We start from the raw sequence: 16745 nt of genomic DNA, 5'->3' as shown, positions 1-16745 counted from the left end.
CCGGGGTCGCCACCCCACCCGCACGGCAAAGGGCCGGGCCCGGGAGCTCAATGCTCCCGGGCCCGGCCCTTGTGATTGCCGAACGCTCCGCGCTACGCGGCCCGCGTCAGTTGTCGTCCTCGTCGATGAGGAAGCCCCGCATCGGGCTCGGCGCCTGCTGCATCGGCTGCGGACTCTGCGGCCGCACCGGTGCCATCGGCTGGGTCATCGCGGGAGACATCTGCTGCTGCCCACCGTAGGACGGCGCTCCGCCGTTCTGGTTGTGGCCGCCCATGGTCTGGTTGCCACCCATGGTGTGGCCGCCCATCGAGCCGGCGCCGGCCGAGGCCATGGAACCGCTCATCGACGGGGACGGCGGCAGCGAAGCGGTCGCCGGGGTACGCGGCGGGGCGAGCGAGTCGTCGGCCTGGTTCTCCAGCTGGCGCAGCTGGCTCTCCAGGTACGACTTCAGCCGCGTGCGGTACTCGCGCTCGAAGCCGCGCAGATCCTCGACCTTGCGCTCGAGCGTGGCACGAGCGGACTCCAAGGAACCCATCGCGACACGGTGCTTCTCCTGCGCGTCCCGCTCCAGCGCGTCGGCCTTGGCGCGGGCGTCCCGCTCCAGGCCCTCGGCGCGGCTACGGGCCTCGCCGACGATCTTGTTGGCCTCGGAACGGGCCTCCGCGATCGCCTGGTCGGCGGTCTGCTGCGCGAGCGAGAGCACGCGTGCGGCGCTGTCGCCGCCCGGGCCCTGGCCCGGCTGGGGCAGCTGCGGGCCGCCGGGGCCGCCAGGACCACCGGGACCGCCCATCGGGCCACCCATGGGACCGCCGGGACCCATGGGGCCGTTCTGGCCCATCGGACCGTTCTGACCCATGGGGCCGGGTCCGCCCTGCTGCATCGGGCCAGGCCCGCCCTGCTGCATCGGACCGGGTCCGCCCTGCTGCATCGGTCCGGGGCCGTTCTGGCCCATCGGACCCGCCGGCAGCTGCGGGGCTCCGCCCGGGAGTTGGGGCGGACCACCCATCTGCTGCTGGCCGGGCGGCACCGGCTGCGGTCCGGATATGGCGGCGGGCACAGGTGCGCCGGGCCTCTCCTGCTGTTCGGGAGGCTTGCGCATACCTTGTTGCTGACTCTGGGCGGCGGCACGGGTCGCCGCGGCCAGCTTGGCGCGCAGGTCCTCGTTCTCCCGTAGCAGCCGGGTCAGTTCGGCTTCGACCTCGTCGAGGAAGGCATCGACCTCGTCCTCGTCATAGCCTTCTCGGAGGCGGACGGTCGTGAACTGCTTGTTCCGCACGTCCTCGGGGGTCAACGGCATCTCTACTTCACCTCAACGTAGTCGTCGGCAATCGGCAAGACCGTATCGTTCACACCCTGCTCGCAAAATTGCTCACGACGGTGATCAGGATCCAGACGATGATCATCAGCACGAAGAAGGACAGGTCGAGCGCCACACCCCCGAGACGCAGCGGCGGAATGAACCGCCGCAGCAGCTTGAGTGGCGGATCGGTGACAGTGTAGGTGGCCTCGAGGATGACCACCATCGCCCTACCGGGTTGCCACGAGCGCGCGAACTGGAAGACATAGTCCATCACGAGCCTGAAGATCAGCACGATCAGGTAGCAGTAGAGCGCGATGTAGATCACCTGTAGTGCGATGCCCATCCCGCGCGTCCCTCTCCCCTGGTTCGTACTCGGCCTTTCGGCCTCGGATGACTCGGTGTTGCCGGTTTGCCGTTTTTGCGTCTCAGCTCTGGTTGAAGAACCCGCCCTCTGCGATACGGGCCTTGTCCTCCGCCGTGACATCGACGTTAGCAGGAGACAACAGGAACACCTTCTGCGTCACCCGCTCAATGCTCCCATGGAGACCGAACACCAGACCGGCGGCAAAGTCGACAAGTCGCTTCGCATCCGTGTCGTCCATCTCCGTCAGATTCATGATCACGGGAGTGCCCTCACGGAAGTGTTCCCCGATAGTACGGGCCTCGTTGTAGGTCCGGGGGTGCAGTGTGGTGATGCGGTACGGCTCCCGCTCGGACACAACCTTGGGCATGATCACTGGCGCGTTCTTCTCCAAGTTCTGACGTTCAGGTGTGATGGATGCCACGGGGGCAATTCGCGCGGGTCGCCCGGTTTCCACCGCAAGAGGAGCCGGTTCACGTTGTGCGGGAGGGTGGACGACTCGCACAGATTCGCCCCTTTCCGGCCGCGGTTCGGTCTCCACTACCTGATGCCGCCGACGGTCCCGCTCCCGTTCGGGCTCCGGCTCGGGCTCGAAGTCGTCGTCGGGGTCGAATCCCCGGCCGTCGTACCCATCGTCCTCCACGAGGCCGAGGTAGACCGCCATCTTGCGCATCGCGCCGGCCATTCTCTGCGTCCTCCGCTCTGTGGTGGATCGGCTCCGCCACCGGATGCCATGGATCCACGTGGCCAGCCCGCCTTTTGACGGGAATGACCATATTTTCTGCTGTGGTCCGACTTCTTCGCGACGTTACCGGAGGCTGGGTCGGACTCCGAGTACCGCAGTGCCGACGCGCACATGTGTCGCTCCCGCCGCCACGGCTTCCTCGAGGTCCGAGCTCATCCCCGCCGAGACCATGTTCGCAGCCGGATGAGCCACGCGCAGGCGGGATGAGATTTCCATCAGCCGGTCGAACGCCGCCCGCGGCCGCCCCTCGTAGGGGCCCGCCAGCGGGGCGACGGTCATCAGTCCGTCGAGCCGGAGTCCTTCGGCCTCGGCCACGGACTCCGCGAGCCGTTCCACTCCGCCCGGTCCCACGCCCCCGCGCGCTCCCCGTTCATCGGAGTCCGCGTCGAGCGCGACCTGAATCAGAACGCCCATCTCCCGCGCGGCCCCCACAGCCGCACGGGAGAGCGCGTCGACCAATCGCTTACGATCGACAGATTGCACCACATCGGCATAACTGGATACGGAACGCACCTTATTGGTCTGCAATTGCCCGACAAAGTGCCAGATCAACGGCAGATCCGCGCATTCCGCAGCTTTGGGGGCGGCTTCCTGGTCGCGGTTCTCGGCGACATGCCGTACGCCGAGTTCCGCGAGCAAACGGACATCGCTCGCCGGATAGGTCTTGGTGACCACGATCAGGGTCACCTCTTCGCGCTTGCGACCGGCCTCGGCGCAGGCGGCAGAGATACGTTCCGTCACCCGGGCCAGATTCGCGGCCAGTTCCGTCTTGCGATCCGTCACAGCTCAGCCGCCCAACCAGACGTAGCTCGCGAGCCGCCCCGTGGTGTGCTCGCGCCGGTACGAGAAGTGGTCCGCCGACTCCAGGGTGCAGATGTGAGATTGTCCATCCTTCTCGTCCATCCGCACACCGGCACGGGCCAGTTGGGCCCGTACACCGGCCGCCACATCCACCGCCGGGGTACCCCACCGGGTCTCGGCCCACGCCTCCGGCACGCTCTGCGCGACATCGGCGCGCATGTCCGCGGGAACCTCGTAGCAGCGTCCGCAGACCGCGGGGCCGGTGCGGGCGACGATCCGGGCGGTCTCGGCGCCCTGTTCGGTCATCGCCCTGACCACCGCCGGGACCACTCCGGCGACCAGTCCCGGCCGGCCCGCGTGGGCGGCGCCGACGATCCCGGCCACCGGATCAGCCAGCAGCACCGGGGTGCAGTCGGCGGTGAGGACGGCCAGGGCGAGCCCCCGACGCCGCGTCACCACCGCGTCCACCGCCGGAATCTCATCGTCCGACCACGGTCCGTCGACCACCGCGACATCCCGGCCGTGCACCTGGTTCATCCATACGACGGCCGCCGGGTCCAGGCCCATCGCCTTGGCGGCCAGTTCGCGGTTGGTCCGTACGGCCTGGGGGTCGTCGCCGACCGCCCCGCCGAGATTGAGCTCGTCATACGGAGCGGCGCTCACCCCGCCCCACCGGTCGGTGAAGGCGAAGTGCGCGCCGCTCGCGTCGTGCTGTTGCGCTATCACGTCTGATTCACTTCAGGGTCGCCGTCGAGCCATGCCGGACGGCTCACTTCAGGAAGTCCGGGACGTCCAGCTCCTCGGCCTGGCTCTCCGGGTACGGACGGGCCGGCGGGACCTGGGGGTGCGGGGTGGGCACCGGGGGCGGCGGCACCTCGGCGACCGGAGCCGGGTCCGCCGGGGCGGACTCCTCCTCGCGCGGGGTGACGCTGCCGAGCCCGCCGAAGGACGGGCGGCTGTTCTCCTGGCCGGACGGGCGGCCGGCGGAGCTGCCGGATCCCTCCTCGCGGCTGCCGCTGTAGGAACCCAGCACCTTGTCGCGGTTCTTGGCGGGCGGCTGACCGCCGTCGAAGCCGGCCGCGATCACGGTGACCCGGACCTCGTCGCCGAGCGCGTCGTCGATCACCGCGCCGAAGATGATGTTGGCCTCGGGGTGGGCGGCCTCGCTCACCAGCTGGGCGGCCTCGTTGATCTCGAACAGACCGAGGTCGGAACCGCCGGAGATGGAGAGCAGCACGCCCCGGGCGCCGTCGATGGACGCCTCCAGCAGCGGCGAGGAGATCGCCATCTCGGCCGCGGCCACCGCGCGGTCGTCGCCGCGGGCCGAGCCGATGCCCATGAGCGCCGATCCGGCCTCGGACATCACGGACTTGACGTCCGCGAAGTCGAGGTTGATCAGACCCGGGGTGGTGATCAGATCGGTGATGCCCTGAACACCCGACAGCAGCACCTGGTCGGCCGACTTGAACGCGTCGAGCACGCTCACCTGACGGTCCGAAATGGACAGCAGCCGGTCGTTCGGGATCACGATGAGGGTGTCGACCTCGTCCCGCAGACCCGCGATGCCGTCCTCGGCCTGATTGGCACGGCGACGGCCCTCGAAGGTGAACGGGCGGGTGACCACACCGATCGTCAGGGCCCCCAGCGAACGCGCGATATTGGCGACCACCGGCGCACCGCCGGTGCCCGTGCCACCGCCCTCGCCCGCGGTCACGAAGACCATGTCGGCCCCCTTGAGGACCTCCTCGATCTCCTCACGGTGATCCTCGGCGGCCTTACGGCCGACATCCGGGTTGGCGCCGGCTCCAAGGCCCCGGGTGAGCTCACGTCCGACGTCCAGTTTGACGTCCGCGTCACTCATCAGCAGGGCCTGCGCATCGGTGTTGATCGCGATGAACTCGACGCCCTTGAGCCCGACCTCGATCATCCGGTTGATGGCATTCACGCCACCGCCGCCGATGCCGACGACCTTGATGACTGCGAGGTAGTTCTGCGGTGCTGCCACGTCGAAGGCCTCTCGCCTCGAGTTACGTGTCGCCACCCCGCCGTTGCCGCGGTGCGCCGACTGATGCCGAATGGGACGGTTCCGATTGCCGACCCCAACCCTAACGCTGAAGTTTAGGGTTACCAGTGCCTCTGTTTCCCGGACTCTTCGGAACAGGACACTAAGTCGACAAGTGGCGCACGTTCAATGAACACGCCGAACCTCCCGCTTTTCTTTTCACCCTATGTGATCACCCAGTGGGCTAGCCAACCAGGGTGCTGGCCTGCCGCTATCAGGTCAACTGCGAGACACCGCGGGGGCGCTCGGCGCACTGACGTCGAAGTGGTCCGCGTCCGGCTGCGCTTTCATCAGTGCGGTGAGTGTCTTCGCCTTCGCCTCGCCTCGCTCTCCGCTCCCCCAGGCGATGGTACGGCCTCCGGTCAGCTCCAGGGTGATCGAATCGTACGAGCGGACCCGCAGGGAACGGGTGTCCTGGCGGACCTTCTCGGGGAGTTGGGTGACCACCCGGACCGCCTCGCGACGCAGTCCGGCGGGGCCGAAATGGCGCGAACTCGGCGACCGGTCCGGCTCCATTTCCAGCACCGGAACCCCCTTCGGACGCTTGCTCACGGTCGAGAACCGGACTCCCGCGGCGTCCACTTCATGGAACTTCCCGCCCTCTTCGACAATGGCTTCGGGCCTGCGTTCTGTCACTACCAGACTGATGGTGTGCGGCCATGACCGGGATACGTCCACTTTTGCAATCCGCGGCAGCCGCTCACGCAACCGGTGTTCGATCGCGGCCGTGTCCACCGCGACCATCGGGGTGTTCAGCGGAACGTCGGCGGCGGAGCGCACCTCCTCGGCGGTGAGGACCCCGGCACCGGCGACCCGCACCCGCTCGGCCCGCAGCCAGCTCGAGCCGTACAGCAGCCAGACCGCGCCGGCGCCGAGCAGGGTCACCGCCACCGCCGTCACCACCAGGGGGCGGCGGCCGGGCAGCCGGAACCTGCGGCGCGCCCGGAGGAAGCGTGGGGGCGGGCCGGACGGAGTCGTCCCTCGTGCGCCGCGCTCGGCGGTCGACGGTCCGGCCACGCTCCCTGCCTTCTCACGCCTGGCGGCGTGCGCTGATCGCCTCGTACACCATGCCGACCAGCAGCTCGTCGGCGTCCCTGCGGCCGAACTCGGCGGCCCGCCGGGACATCTCGTACAGCCGGTGCGGGTCGCCGAGCACCGGGAGCACATTGCCCTGCACCCACTCCGGGCTCAGCTCGGCGTCGTCGACCAGCAGTCCGCCGCCCTCCTTGACCAGCGGCTGGGCGTTGAGCCGCTGTTCGCCGTTGCCGATCGGCAGGGGGACGTAGGCGGCCGGGAGCCCGACGGCGGACAGTTCGGCGACGGTCATCGCGCCCGCGCGGCAGAGCATCATGTCGGCCGCGGCATACGCGAGGTCCATCCGGTCCAGGTACGATACCGGGATGTACGGCGGCATTCCGGGCATGTTGTCCACATGCGGCAATTCGTTTTTCGGACCGACCGCGTGCAGCACCTGGATCCCGGCCCGCTGCAGGAAAGGCGCCACCGCCTGGACCACCTCGTTGAGCCGCCGCGCGCCCTGCGAACCGCCGGAGACCAGCAGCGTCGGCAGGTTCTGGTCGAGCCCGAAGGCCGCGCGGGCCTCGGGGCGGACCGCCGCCCGGTCGAGGGTGGCGATGGAGCGGCGCAGCGGGATGCCGACGTAGCGGGCGTTGCGGAGCTTGCTGTCGGGGGTGGAGACCGCCACGTACTTGGCGTAGCGCGAGCCGATCTTGTTGGCCAGCCCGGGACGGGCGTTGGCCTCGTGCACGACGATCGGCACTCCGAGCCGCTTGGCCGCCAGGTATCCGGGCAGGGCCACATAGCCGCCGAAGCCGACGACACAGTCGGCCTTGGTGCGCTCCAGGATCTGCTCGGCGGCCTTGATGGTGCCGCGCAGCCGCCCGGGGACGGTGATCAGCTCGGGGGTGGGCTTGCGCGGCAGCGGTACGGCCGGGATGAGCCCGAGTTCATAGCCACGCTCCGGTACGAGCCGGGTCTCGAGCCCACGCTCCGTTCCGAGCGCCGTGATCCCCACGGTGGGGTCCTGCCTGCGCAGGGCGTCCGCGAGGGCGAGCGCTGGCTCGATGTGGCCGGCGGTCCCCCCACCGGCGAGTACGACATGCACCGAAATTCACCGCTCTCCGGACGGCCGCCTCTTGACGGGCCGTCGCATCGTCTTCCGTCTCACCCGAGCCAGCTTCTTCCGCAAAGCAGGCTGCCGCATGGCCAGCGCCGCTCGCGCACCGGGCTCAGCCCGTGCGAAGGCGATCAGCAGGCCGACGGCGAACATGGTCGGCAGCAGGGCGGACCCTCCGTAGGAGAACAGCGGGAGCGGAACACCGGCGATCGGCAGCAGACCGAGCACCGCACCGATATTGACCACGGCCTGGGCCGTGATCCAGGTGGTCACACCTCCCGCGGCGTACCTCACGAAGGGGTCCTCCGTGCGTCCGGCCACGCGGATACCCGCATAGCCTAGAGCCGCGAAGAGAACGAGAACCGACAGCGTCCCCGCCAGGCCGAGTTCCTCCCCGGTAATGGCGAAGATGAAGTCGGTATGCGGTTCGGGTAGTTCACCCCATTTCTCCATGCTTGCCCCGAGTCCGGATCCGAACCAGCCGCCGTTGGCGAGCGCGTAGATCCCGTGGACGGCCTGCCAGCACTGATCGTGGGCACCGGGCTCGGTGGCGCCGATACAGGCGAGCCGGGACATCCGGTTGGCGCTGGTCTTGATCAGCAGCATGCCGATGGCCCCGGCGAAGGCGAGGACGCCCACGAAGAGCCGGGTGGGGGCGCCGGCCAGCCAAAGCAGGCCGAAAAGGATCGCCGTGAGGATGATCGCGGTGCCCATGTCCCCGCCCAGCATGATCAGGCCGAGCAGCATGCCGGTGGCGGGCACCAGCGGGACCAGCAGGTGTTTCCACTGGGCCAGCAGCCGCTTGTCCTGTTTGCGGGCGAGAAGATCGGCGCCCCACAGGACGAGCGCCAGCTTGCCGAACTCACTGGGCTGGAGGAGGAACGGGCCGCCGAAGGAGATCCAGTTCTGGTTGCCGTTGACCGCGATGCCCATGCCCGGGACCTGCACCAGACACATCAGGAAGACCGAGACCGCGAGCAGCGGATAGGCGAAGGCGCGGTGCAGTTTGATGGGCATCCGCACGGCGAGCAGCATCAGCGCGCCGCCGAGCGCGGCGGCGAAAAGCTGTTTGCGGAAGAAGTACGACGGTGAGAGCCCGGACTGCAGCGCCTTGATCTGGGAGGCGGAGTAGACCATGACCAGACCGAGCACCAGGATCAGCAGCGAGCCGCCGAGCAGCAGGTAGTACGCGGTCAGCGGACGGTCCCAGGCCCTCCGGAGGCGCTGCTGCAGCCCGCGCAGCGCGTCCAGGGCATTTCCCCCCGACGGGCGGCGCGGAGGGCGGGAGGCGCCCGCTGTGCCACGCGGACGGGCCGGGGACGCCGCCCGGCCCTTCGCCGGTACGGCCTCCCGCAGCCGGGGGGTGCCGCCCGGGCGCGGCGCGGGGCGGCCGGTGCCGGGGCGGGCCGGCCGGGAGCGCGGGGCGGCGGGCTGGTCAGGCGTCATGGTCTTATCCCCTCCGGTTTCCCCGCGCGGGCGGTCCTCGCCGGGGGACCGGCGGGCTACTGATCGTCCGGCACCCGGCCGGAGGCCAGGTCCCGAACCGCCGCGGCGAAGGCGTCGCCCCGCTTGTTGTAGTTGATGAACATGTCCATCGAGGCACAGGCCGGGGCCATCAGGACCGTATCGCCCGGCCGGGCGAGCCGCGCCGCTTCGCGCACAGCCGCCGCCATCGCCCCAGTGTCGGTCCGGTCGAGGTCCACGACCGGGACATCTGCTGCGTGTCGCGCGAGCGCTTCGCGGATCAGTGCGCGGTCGGCGCCGATCAGCACGACGCCGCGCAGCCGCTCGGCCGCCGTGAGGACGAGCTCGTCGAAGGTGGCCCCCTTGGCGAGGCCGCCCGCGATCCACACGATGTGCTCGTAGGCGCCCAACGACGCCTCCGCGGCATGGGTGTTGGTCGCCTTGGAGTCGTCGATATAGGCCACGCCGTCGACGTCGGCCACATGCTCCACCCGGTGCGGATCCGGCCGGAAGGCGCGCAGGCCGTCCCGTACGGCCTTCGGCGGGACGCCGAAGGAGCGGGCCAGGGCCGCCGCCGCGAGGGCGTTGGCGATGTTGTGCGGGGCCGGCGGGTTCACATCGGAGACCTCGGCGAGCTCCTGCGCCTGCTTCTGCCGGTCCGCCACGAAGGCCCGGTCGACGAGGATGTTCTCCACGACGCCGAGCTGGGAGGGGCCGGGGGTGCCGAGGGTGAAGCCGATCGCCCGGCAGCCCTCCTCGACGTCGGCCGCGCGCACCAGGTCCTCGGTGGCGGGGTCGGCCACGTTGTAGACGCAGGCCACCTGGTTGCCCTCGTAGATCCGGCCCTTGTCGGCCGCGTAGGCCGCCATGGAGCCGTGCCAGTCGAGGTGGTCCGGGGCGAGGTTGAGCACCGCCCCGGAGTGGACGCGCAGCGAGGGCGCCCAGTGCAGCTGGTAGCTGGAGAGCTCGACGGCCAGCACGTCGTACGGCTCGTCGCCCAGCACGATGTCCAGGAGCGAGACGCCGATGTTGCCGACCGCGGCGGTGCGCAGCCCGGCCGCCTCCAGGATGGCGGCCAGCATCCTTACGGTGGTCGTCTTGCCGTTGGTGCCGGTCACCGCGAGCCACGGCGGGGCGTCCTCCCCGCGCAGCCGCCACGCCAGCTCCACATCGCCCCAGATGGGCACGTTCGCCTCGGCGGCGGCCAGGAAGAGCGGGCTGGTGGGCTTCCACCCGGGGGTGGTCACGATCAGCTCGGTGCCCTTCGGCAACGTCTCGCCGTCGCCGAGGCGGACCGTGATCCCCAGCGGCTCCAGTTCGGCCGCCTGGGCGCGCTGCGCTTCGCCGTCGCCGCCGTTGACCACGGTCACCGAGGCCCCGAGGCCCCGCAGCGCACGCGCCGCGGGGACCCCGGAGACGCCGAGTCCGGCGACGGTGACCTGCCGTCCGGCGAGGTCGGACACGTCGAGGGCGCCGGCGTCGGAGGTCACGAGGCTCGCCACCCCGCGTAGAAGAGGCCGAGGCCGACGATCACGCACATGCCCTGGATGATCCAGAACCGGACCACCACAAGGACCTCGCTCCACCCCTTGAGTTCGAAGTGGTGCTGGAGTGGCGCCATCCGGAAGACCCGTCGCCCGGTCGTCCGGAACGAGCCGACCTGGATGACCACGGACATGGTGATCAGCACGAACAGGCCGCCGAGGAGGGCCAGCAGCAGCTCCGTACGGGAGCAGATGGCCAGGCCCGCGAGCGCGCCGCCGAGCGCGAGCGAACCGGTGTCGCCCATGAAGATCTTGGCGGGTGAGGTGTTCCACCACAGGAAGCCGAAGCACGCGCCCATCAGGGCGGAGGCGACGACGGCCAGATCGAGCGGATCACGGACCTCGAAACAGGACGCCGGGTTGGTGAGCGTCTCCGCGTTGGCGCAGGACTCCTGGTACTGCCAGACGCCGATGAAGGTGTAGGCGCCGAAGACCATCACGGAGGCGCCGGTGGCCAGACCGTCGAGACCGTCGGTGAGGTTCACGCCGTTCGACATCGCCAGGATCATGAACAGCGCCCAGATCGCGAAGATCACCGGGCCGAAGGACCAGCCGAAGTCCTGGACGAAGGAGAGCCGGTCGGAGGCGGGGGTCTGCTGGCGCGCGTCGGCGAAGTTCAGCGCGAGGATCGCGAAGGCGATACCGACGATCAGCTGACCGGCCATCTTGGCCTTGGCCCGCAGGCCCAGGCTGCGCTGCTTGACGATCTTGATGTAGTCGTCGAGGAAGCCGACCAGGCCCATACCGGCGAACAGGAAGAGCACCAGCACGCCCGAGAAGGTCGGCTGGCTGCCCGTGATCACCTTCGTCAGGGCGTAGGCGATCAGTGTGGCCAGGATGAAGGAGATACCGCCCATGGTGGGCGTGCCCTTCTTGCTGCCGTGCGTCCGCGGACCATCGTCCCGGATGTACTGGCCATAGCCCTTGCGGGCCAGCAGCTTGATCAGCAGCGGTGTGCCGATCAGGGTCAGAAAGAGCCCGATGGCTCCCGAGAAGAGGATCTGCCTCATGCCCATCGGCCGGAGACCTCACCCTCACCGTCGAGCAATGCCTGCGCAAGCCGCTCCAGGCCGACCGACCTGGATGCCTTCACCAACACGACGTCCCCCGGTCGCAGCTCGCTGCGCAGCAGATCGACCGCTGCCCGCACGTCGGACACGTGCACCGACTCCTCACCCCACGAACCCTCGTTCTTGGCGCCCATGTCCAGCCAGGCGGCCTCCTGGCCGCCGACCGCCACGAGCTTGCTGACGTTGAGCCGGACGGCCAGCCGCCCGACCGCGTCGTGCTCGGCCAGTGACTCCTCGCCCAGCTCGGCCATCGGGCCGAGCACCGCCCACGTGCGACGCCCCGGTGTGGCAGCGCCCATGGCGACCAGCGCGCGCAGCGCTGCTCGCATGGACTCGGGGTTCGCGTTGTAGGCGTCGTTGACGACCGTCACGCCGTCCGAGCGCTCGGTGACCTCCATCCGCCAGCGGGAGAGCTGCCCCGCCTCGGAGAGCGCCACGGCGATCTCGTCGACGGACATGCCCAACTCATGGGCGACGGCGGCCGCGGCGAGCGCGTTCGACACGTGGTGCTCACCGTACAGGCGCATGGTCACTTCGCTGCACCCGGTAGGGGTGTGAAGCGTGAAGGCGGGGCGGCCGCCGTCGGCGAGCCGGACATTCCCGGCACGCACATCGGCGTCCTCGGCCTCGCCGAACAGGACGGTACGGGCCTTGGTGCGCGACGCCATGGCGCGCACGAAGGGGTCGTCGGCGTTGAGCACCGCCACCCCGCCCTCGTCGGCGGGGGGCAGGGCCTCCACGAGCTCGCCCTTGGCCTCGGCGATCTGCTCCCGGCCGCCGAACTCTCCGATATGGGCGGTGCCGACGTTGAGCACGAGTCCGATACGGGGCGGGGTGAGGTCCGTCAGGTACCGGATGTGGCCCTTACCGCGGGCACCCATCTCCAGCACCAGGTGCAGGGTGGCCTCGTCGGCGCTCATCGCGGTGAGCGGCAGGCCGATCTCGTTGTTGAGTGAGCCCGGCGTCCATACGGTGGGGCCGCGGCGCTGGAGCAGCTGCGCGATGAGGTCCTTGGTGCTGGTCTTGCCCGCGGAGCCGGTGAGCGCGACCACGGTGGCGTCCAGGCGCTCGACGACGGCGCGCGCGAGCGTTCCCATGGCGGCGATGACATCGGGTACGACGATCGCCGGTACGGGCGCGTCCGCGGTGCCGACGGGGCGGGCGGCCAGGACCGCCGTGGCCCCGGCCTCGATCGCCCCTCGGGCGAAGTCGTGGCCGTCCACGCGCTCCCCGGGGAGCGCGGCGAAGAGGCTGCCGGGCCGCACCTCACGGGAGTCGATCACCACAGGGCCCGTGACCTTCAGGTCCGGGTCCGGTATGTCGTGCGGCTGTCCACCGACTAGGCCGGCGATCTCGGTGAGGGACAGTGCGATCACTGATCACCTCCGGCCGTGCGGGAGAGCTGCCTTGGTGGGGCTGGTGCGCGCATGGCGGTCTGTCATCCCTGGTCGTCTTGGTGATTGTCCCGGTGCTGTGGGCTTGCCTCGGGGCGCGTGGCATCGCGCCTGTGGGCTCGCTCACTGAGCTCGATGGCTTCGCGGAGTACCTGGCGGTCGTCGAAGGCACGGATCACGCCGGCGATGTCCTGGCCCAGTTCGTGGCCCTTGCCGGCCACGATGACGGTGTCACCCGGCTCCGCGCGGGCGACTGCGGCCGCGATGGCGTTGGCCCGGTCCTCCTCGACCAGCACATCACCGCGCTCGTGAGCGGGCACCTCGGCGGCGCCCGCGAGCATGGCGGCGAGGATCGCGAGCGGGTCCTCGGAGCGCGGGTTGTCGGAGGTGAGGACGGCCGTGTCGGAGTACCGGGCCACCGCGGCGCCCATGGGGCCGCGCTTGAGCCGGTCGCGGTCCCCGCCGCAGCCGAGGACGGCGTGCAGTTTGCCGTCGGTCACCTTGCGGAGGGCACGCAGCACCGACTCCACGGCGTCGGTCTTGTGGGCGTAGTCGACGACCGCGAGGTAGGGCTGGCCCACGTCGACCCGCTCCAGCCGGCCCGGTACGCCGGGGACGGCGGCGATGCCGTCGGCGGCCGTCTGCGGGTCGATCCCGGCGACGGCGAGGGCGACGACGGCGGCGAGTGCGTTGGCCACGTTGAAGGGGCCCGGGAGGGGGGCTGCGGCCCGTACGGACTCACCGTTCGGGCCGACGGCGGTGAAGGTCGAGCCGAGCGGGCCGACCTCGACGTCCGCGGCGCGCCAGTGGGCGTCGGGGTGGCCCTCGGCGGAGAAGGTGGTGACGGGTACCTCGGACTGCTCGATCAGCCGCCGGCCGTACTCGTCGTCGTAGTTGATCACTCCGGCGCGGCTGCGGGCCTTGGTGAACAGCTGGGCCTTGGCCTGGAAGTAGTCCTCCATGCCGGAGTGGAACTCCATGTGCTCCGGGCTGAGGTTGTTGAAGACCGCGACGTCGAAGACGCAGCCGTCGACACGGCCGAGGACCAGGGCGTGGCTGGAGACCTCCATGACGACCGAGCGGACGTCGCGCTCGCGCATCACCGCGAACAGGGCCTGCAGATCGGTGGCCTCGGGGGTGGTGCGCTCGGACTTGATGCGCTCGTCGCCGATCCGCGTCTCCACGGTGCCGATGAGACCGGTAAGGCCGCCGTCGTGCTTCGCGGCGGCCTTGAGGCCGCCCTCGATGAGATACGCGGTCGTGGTCTTGCCGGAGGTGCCGGTGATGCCGATCTGCAGCAGGTCCGCACCCGGCTCGCCGTAGATCGTGGCGGCCAGCGCGCCCATCCGGCCGCGCGGGTCGTCCACCGCCAGGACCGGCAGTCCGGTGGCGGCGGCGCGCTCGGCGCCTGCCGGGTCGGTCAGCACCGCGACCGCGCCGAGGTCGGCGGCCTGGGCGGCGAAGTCCGCGCCGTGGAGGCGGGCGCCGGCCAGCGCGGCGTACACATCGCCGGGGCGTACGGCTCGCGAGTCATGGGTGATCCCGGTGACCGCGGCCCCCTCCGGGGCTTCGGGGGCATCGACGCCCAGCTGATCCGCCAGCTCCGCCAGCGGGATCGGGCGGACCTGGAGAGGGCGGGGCGCTCCCGGGTATTCCACAGAAACGTCCTTCTGAGGGGTTTGGGACTGATCAGCGTGGGGCACGGCGGTGAGCGTACCCGGGACACCCGCTCCCCCGCGAAATGAGGCGGCGAAGCGGGGCCGTACCGGACCGTGGTTCCCGGAGTCCGGCGTGATCGTCGTCACTGCTGGGTCCGCTCACTGGCCCGGGTTGTAGCTCACGGGGAGCCGTTTGGGCTGCTTCCCGGAGGGCGGGACCTGCAGGGCCTTGAGGCCGAACTCCATGACCTTCTTGTAGACCGGTCCGCAGACCTGACCGCCGAAGTAGCTGCCCTTCGTCGGGTTCTGAACGGCACAGTAGACGGTCAGCCGGGGTTTGTCGGCCGGGGCGAAGCCGGCGAAGGACGCGGTGTAGCCGCGGTAGCGGCCGGTCTTGGGGTCCACCCGGTTGGAGGTGCCGGTCTTGCCCGCGACAAGATAGCCGGGGATCTTCGCCTTGGCGCCGGTGCCCTGCTGGTCGTCGACGACCGACTCGAGCATCTCGGCGAGCGTCTTCGCGGTCTTCTTACTGACGACACGGGTCTTCTCGGGGGCGGGCGCGGCCGTGTAGTCGCCGCCGGGCCCCTTGGTGCCGCGGACGAGGGTGGGCGCGATGCGCTCGCCGCCGTTGGCGATGGTGGAGTACACGGAGGCCGCCTGGACGGCGTTGAGGGACAGCCCCTGGCCGAAGGGGATGGTGTACTGCTGCGAGGCGCTCCAGTCCTGCGGCCGGGCCAGGATGCCCGGGGTCTCGCCGGGGAAGCCGAGCCCGGTGGGCCGGCCGATCCCGAACTTCCGCAGGTAGGAGTAGAGGATCTGGTTCCTCTGCTTCTTGGTCTTCCCCAGCTGCTCGGTGGCGAGGATCGTGCCGATGTTGCTGGACTTGGCGAGCACGCCGTTGAGCGTGAGGTACCAGGTGGGGTGGTCGATGTCGTCGGCGAAGGCCCGGTCGGCGCGCGGCAGCCGGTTGGGGACCACCACATGGGTGTCCCAGCGGGCCACGCCCTCCTGGAGGACGGCGGCCATGGACATGAGCTTGCTGACGCTGCCGGGCTCGTAGGCGTCGGAGACCGCGGCGTTGCCGAGGTCGTCGGCGTCCGTCGTGGTGATGTCGCCGGGGTCGAAGCCGGGCGCGTTGGCCATCGCCAGGAGCTGTCCGGTGCGGGTGTCCTGGACGATGACGTAGCCGCGGTCGGCCCCGGACTTGCGGACCTGCTCGGCGATGGCGCTCTGGGCGGCCCACTGGATGTCCCGGTCGATGGTCAGCTCGTAATCGCTGCCGGGGACCGCGGGCTGCTCCTTGAGGTCCCCGGTGGGCACCTGGTGGCCGCCGGACTGGGCGTAGACGCGCTTGCCGTCCTTGCCCGCGAGCTTCTTGTTGAGCTGCTGCTCGAGTCCGGCGGCGCCGCGGCCGTCGGCGCCCACGAATCCCAGTATCCCGGCGGCGAGATCCCCGTTCGGGTAGACGCGCTTGCTGTGCGCCTCGCGGTTGACCCCGGCCAGGACGTTGGTGCCCTTGCCCTTGGTCGCCGCGTCGTCCAGGGCGCTCTTCAGGTCCTTGATCTGATTCCAGACCTGCGGGGACTGCTGCCGGGCGAGCACCACGTACTGCGACGTGGGGTTGTCGGTGAGCTTCTTCTCCAGGTCCGCCTCCTCCTTGCCGAGGATCGGCGCGAGGAGGGCGGCGGCCTGGCGCGGCGCGTCACGGGTCTTCGCCGTCTTGGGGGTGAGCAGGTCGGGGGCGGCGGTGATGTCGTAGGCGTCCACCGTGGTCGCCAGGTCGACGCCGTTGCGGTCGGTGATGGAGCCGCGCTCGGCGGACAGCTTCACCGGGATGTAGCGGTTGACGTTGGCCTTGGCCGCGTAGGCGCTGGCGTCTACGGCCTGCACCTGCAGCAGCCGTACGACGAAGACCAGCATGACGAGGGTGAGGCCGAGGCTGATCAGCCGCAGCCGGGGACGCGGGCTGCCGAGCCGCAGCGGCTGGGCGCCACCGGGGCGCGGACGCTGGGCCGGACGGCCGGACGATCCTCCCTGGCGCTCACCGGGGCGCCGCGCCGCGTCCTGGCGCGGGCGGCGGTCGCCGCGCGGACCGGCCGGGCCCGGTACGCCGCGGCGGCGGGGATCCTGGGGGGCGCTCACGCGACGGCCGCCCTCGGCTCGGCGGCCGCCCACCGCGCGCGGGCGGTGCTCCGCGCGGGCGGGCCGG

At 70.5% G+C, this 16745-nt stretch carries 14 protein-coding genes; all 14 read right to left on the bottom strand.

All coding sequences use genetic code 11. The features are described from left to right. Positions 1-106: 106 nt before the first annotated feature. The 14 genes from J8403_RS31505 to J8403_RS31440 all read right to left on the bottom strand — a co-directional run bounded on the left by J8403_RS31505 (position 107) and on the right by J8403_RS31440 (position 16678). The gene (locus J8403_RS31505) at positions 107-1297 is read right to left on the bottom strand and encodes a DivIVA domain-containing protein (RefSeq protein ID WP_125759965.1); all 1191 of its coding nucleotides are present in this window, start codon (positions 1295-1297) and stop codon (positions 107-109) included. 49 nt (positions 1298-1346) lie between these two features. Next, complete coding sequence (locus tag J8403_RS31500) at positions 1347-1643, bottom strand: YggT family protein (RefSeq protein WP_014060001.1); 297 nt, start codon at positions 1641-1643, stop codon at positions 1347-1349. Positions 1644-1725: 82 nt separating this feature from the next. Further along, a complete protein-coding gene (locus J8403_RS31495; protein WP_014060002.1) occupies positions 1726-2346 on the bottom strand; it encodes a cell division protein SepF in 621 nt (206 codons plus the stop codon). Between the two features lie 123 nt (positions 2347-2469). After that, positions 2470-3189: a YggS family pyridoxal phosphate-dependent enzyme gene (locus tag J8403_RS31490; protein WP_211126128.1), complete on the bottom strand. Its 720-nt coding sequence runs from the start codon at positions 3187-3189 to the stop codon at positions 2470-2472. Between the two features lie 3 nt (positions 3190-3192). After that, the gene (gene pgeF, locus J8403_RS31485) at positions 3193-3933 is read right to left on the bottom strand and encodes a peptidoglycan editing factor PgeF (RefSeq protein ID WP_211126127.1); all 741 of its coding nucleotides are present in this window, start codon (positions 3931-3933) and stop codon (positions 3193-3195) included. Positions 3934-3976: 43 nt separating this feature from the next. Next, entirely contained in the window at positions 3977-5212 is a 1236-nt protein-coding gene (gene ftsZ, locus J8403_RS31480) for a cell division protein FtsZ (RefSeq protein WP_211126126.1), read from the bottom strand. Between the two features lie 276 nt (positions 5213-5488). Then, positions 5489-6286, bottom strand: coding sequence for a cell division protein FtsQ/DivIB (locus J8403_RS31475; RefSeq protein WP_211126125.1), 798 nt, complete (start codon positions 6284-6286; stop codon positions 5489-5491). Between the two features lie 13 nt (positions 6287-6299). After that, entirely contained in the window at positions 6300-7394 is a 1095-nt protein-coding gene (gene murG, locus J8403_RS31470) for an undecaprenyldiphospho-muramoylpentapeptide beta-N-acetylglucosaminyltransferase (protein ID WP_093461098.1), read from the bottom strand. Between the two features lie 6 nt (positions 7395-7400). Further along, positions 7401-8852: a putative lipid II flippase FtsW gene (gene ftsW, locus J8403_RS31465; protein ID WP_211126124.1), complete on the bottom strand. Its 1452-nt coding sequence runs from the start codon at positions 8850-8852 to the stop codon at positions 7401-7403. A gap of 56 nt (positions 8853-8908) precedes the next feature. After that, a complete protein-coding gene (murD, locus tag J8403_RS31460; RefSeq protein WP_211126123.1) occupies positions 8909-10360 on the bottom strand; it encodes a UDP-N-acetylmuramoyl-L-alanine--D-glutamate ligase in 1452 nt (483 codons plus the stop codon). Continuing rightward, positions 10357-11424, bottom strand: a complete 1068-nt coding sequence (gene mraY / locus J8403_RS31455) for a phospho-N-acetylmuramoyl-pentapeptide-transferase (RefSeq protein WP_093470225.1) — start codon at positions 11422-11424, stop codon at positions 10357-10359. The genes murD and mraY overlap by 4 nt, the downstream gene beginning before the upstream one ends. Continuing rightward, positions 11421-12860: a UDP-N-acetylmuramoyl-tripeptide--D-alanyl-D-alanine ligase gene (locus J8403_RS31450; RefSeq protein WP_211126122.1), complete on the bottom strand. Its 1440-nt coding sequence runs from the start codon at positions 12858-12860 to the stop codon at positions 11421-11423. The genes mraY and J8403_RS31450 overlap by 4 nt, the downstream gene beginning before the upstream one ends. A gap of 62 nt (positions 12861-12922) precedes the next feature. Then, positions 12923-14683: a UDP-N-acetylmuramoyl-L-alanyl-D-glutamate--2,6-diaminopimelate ligase gene (locus J8403_RS31445; RefSeq protein ID WP_211126121.1), complete on the bottom strand. Its 1761-nt coding sequence runs from the start codon at positions 14681-14683 to the stop codon at positions 12923-12925. 12 nt (positions 14684-14695) lie between these two features. Then, complete coding sequence (locus J8403_RS31440) at positions 14696-16678, bottom strand: peptidoglycan D,D-transpeptidase FtsI family protein (RefSeq protein ID WP_211126120.1); 1983 nt, start codon at positions 16676-16678, stop codon at positions 14696-14698. Positions 16679-16745 lie beyond the last annotated feature (67 nt).

Source organism: Streptomyces yatensis (assembly GCF_018069625.1).
In the GTDB taxonomy this organism is placed as follows: Bacteria; Actinomycetota; Actinomycetes; order Streptomycetales; family Streptomycetaceae; genus Streptomyces; species Streptomyces yatensis.
Note: the sequence above shows the minus strand (reverse complement) of the source record. Positions and strands in the feature narration are given on the sequence as shown.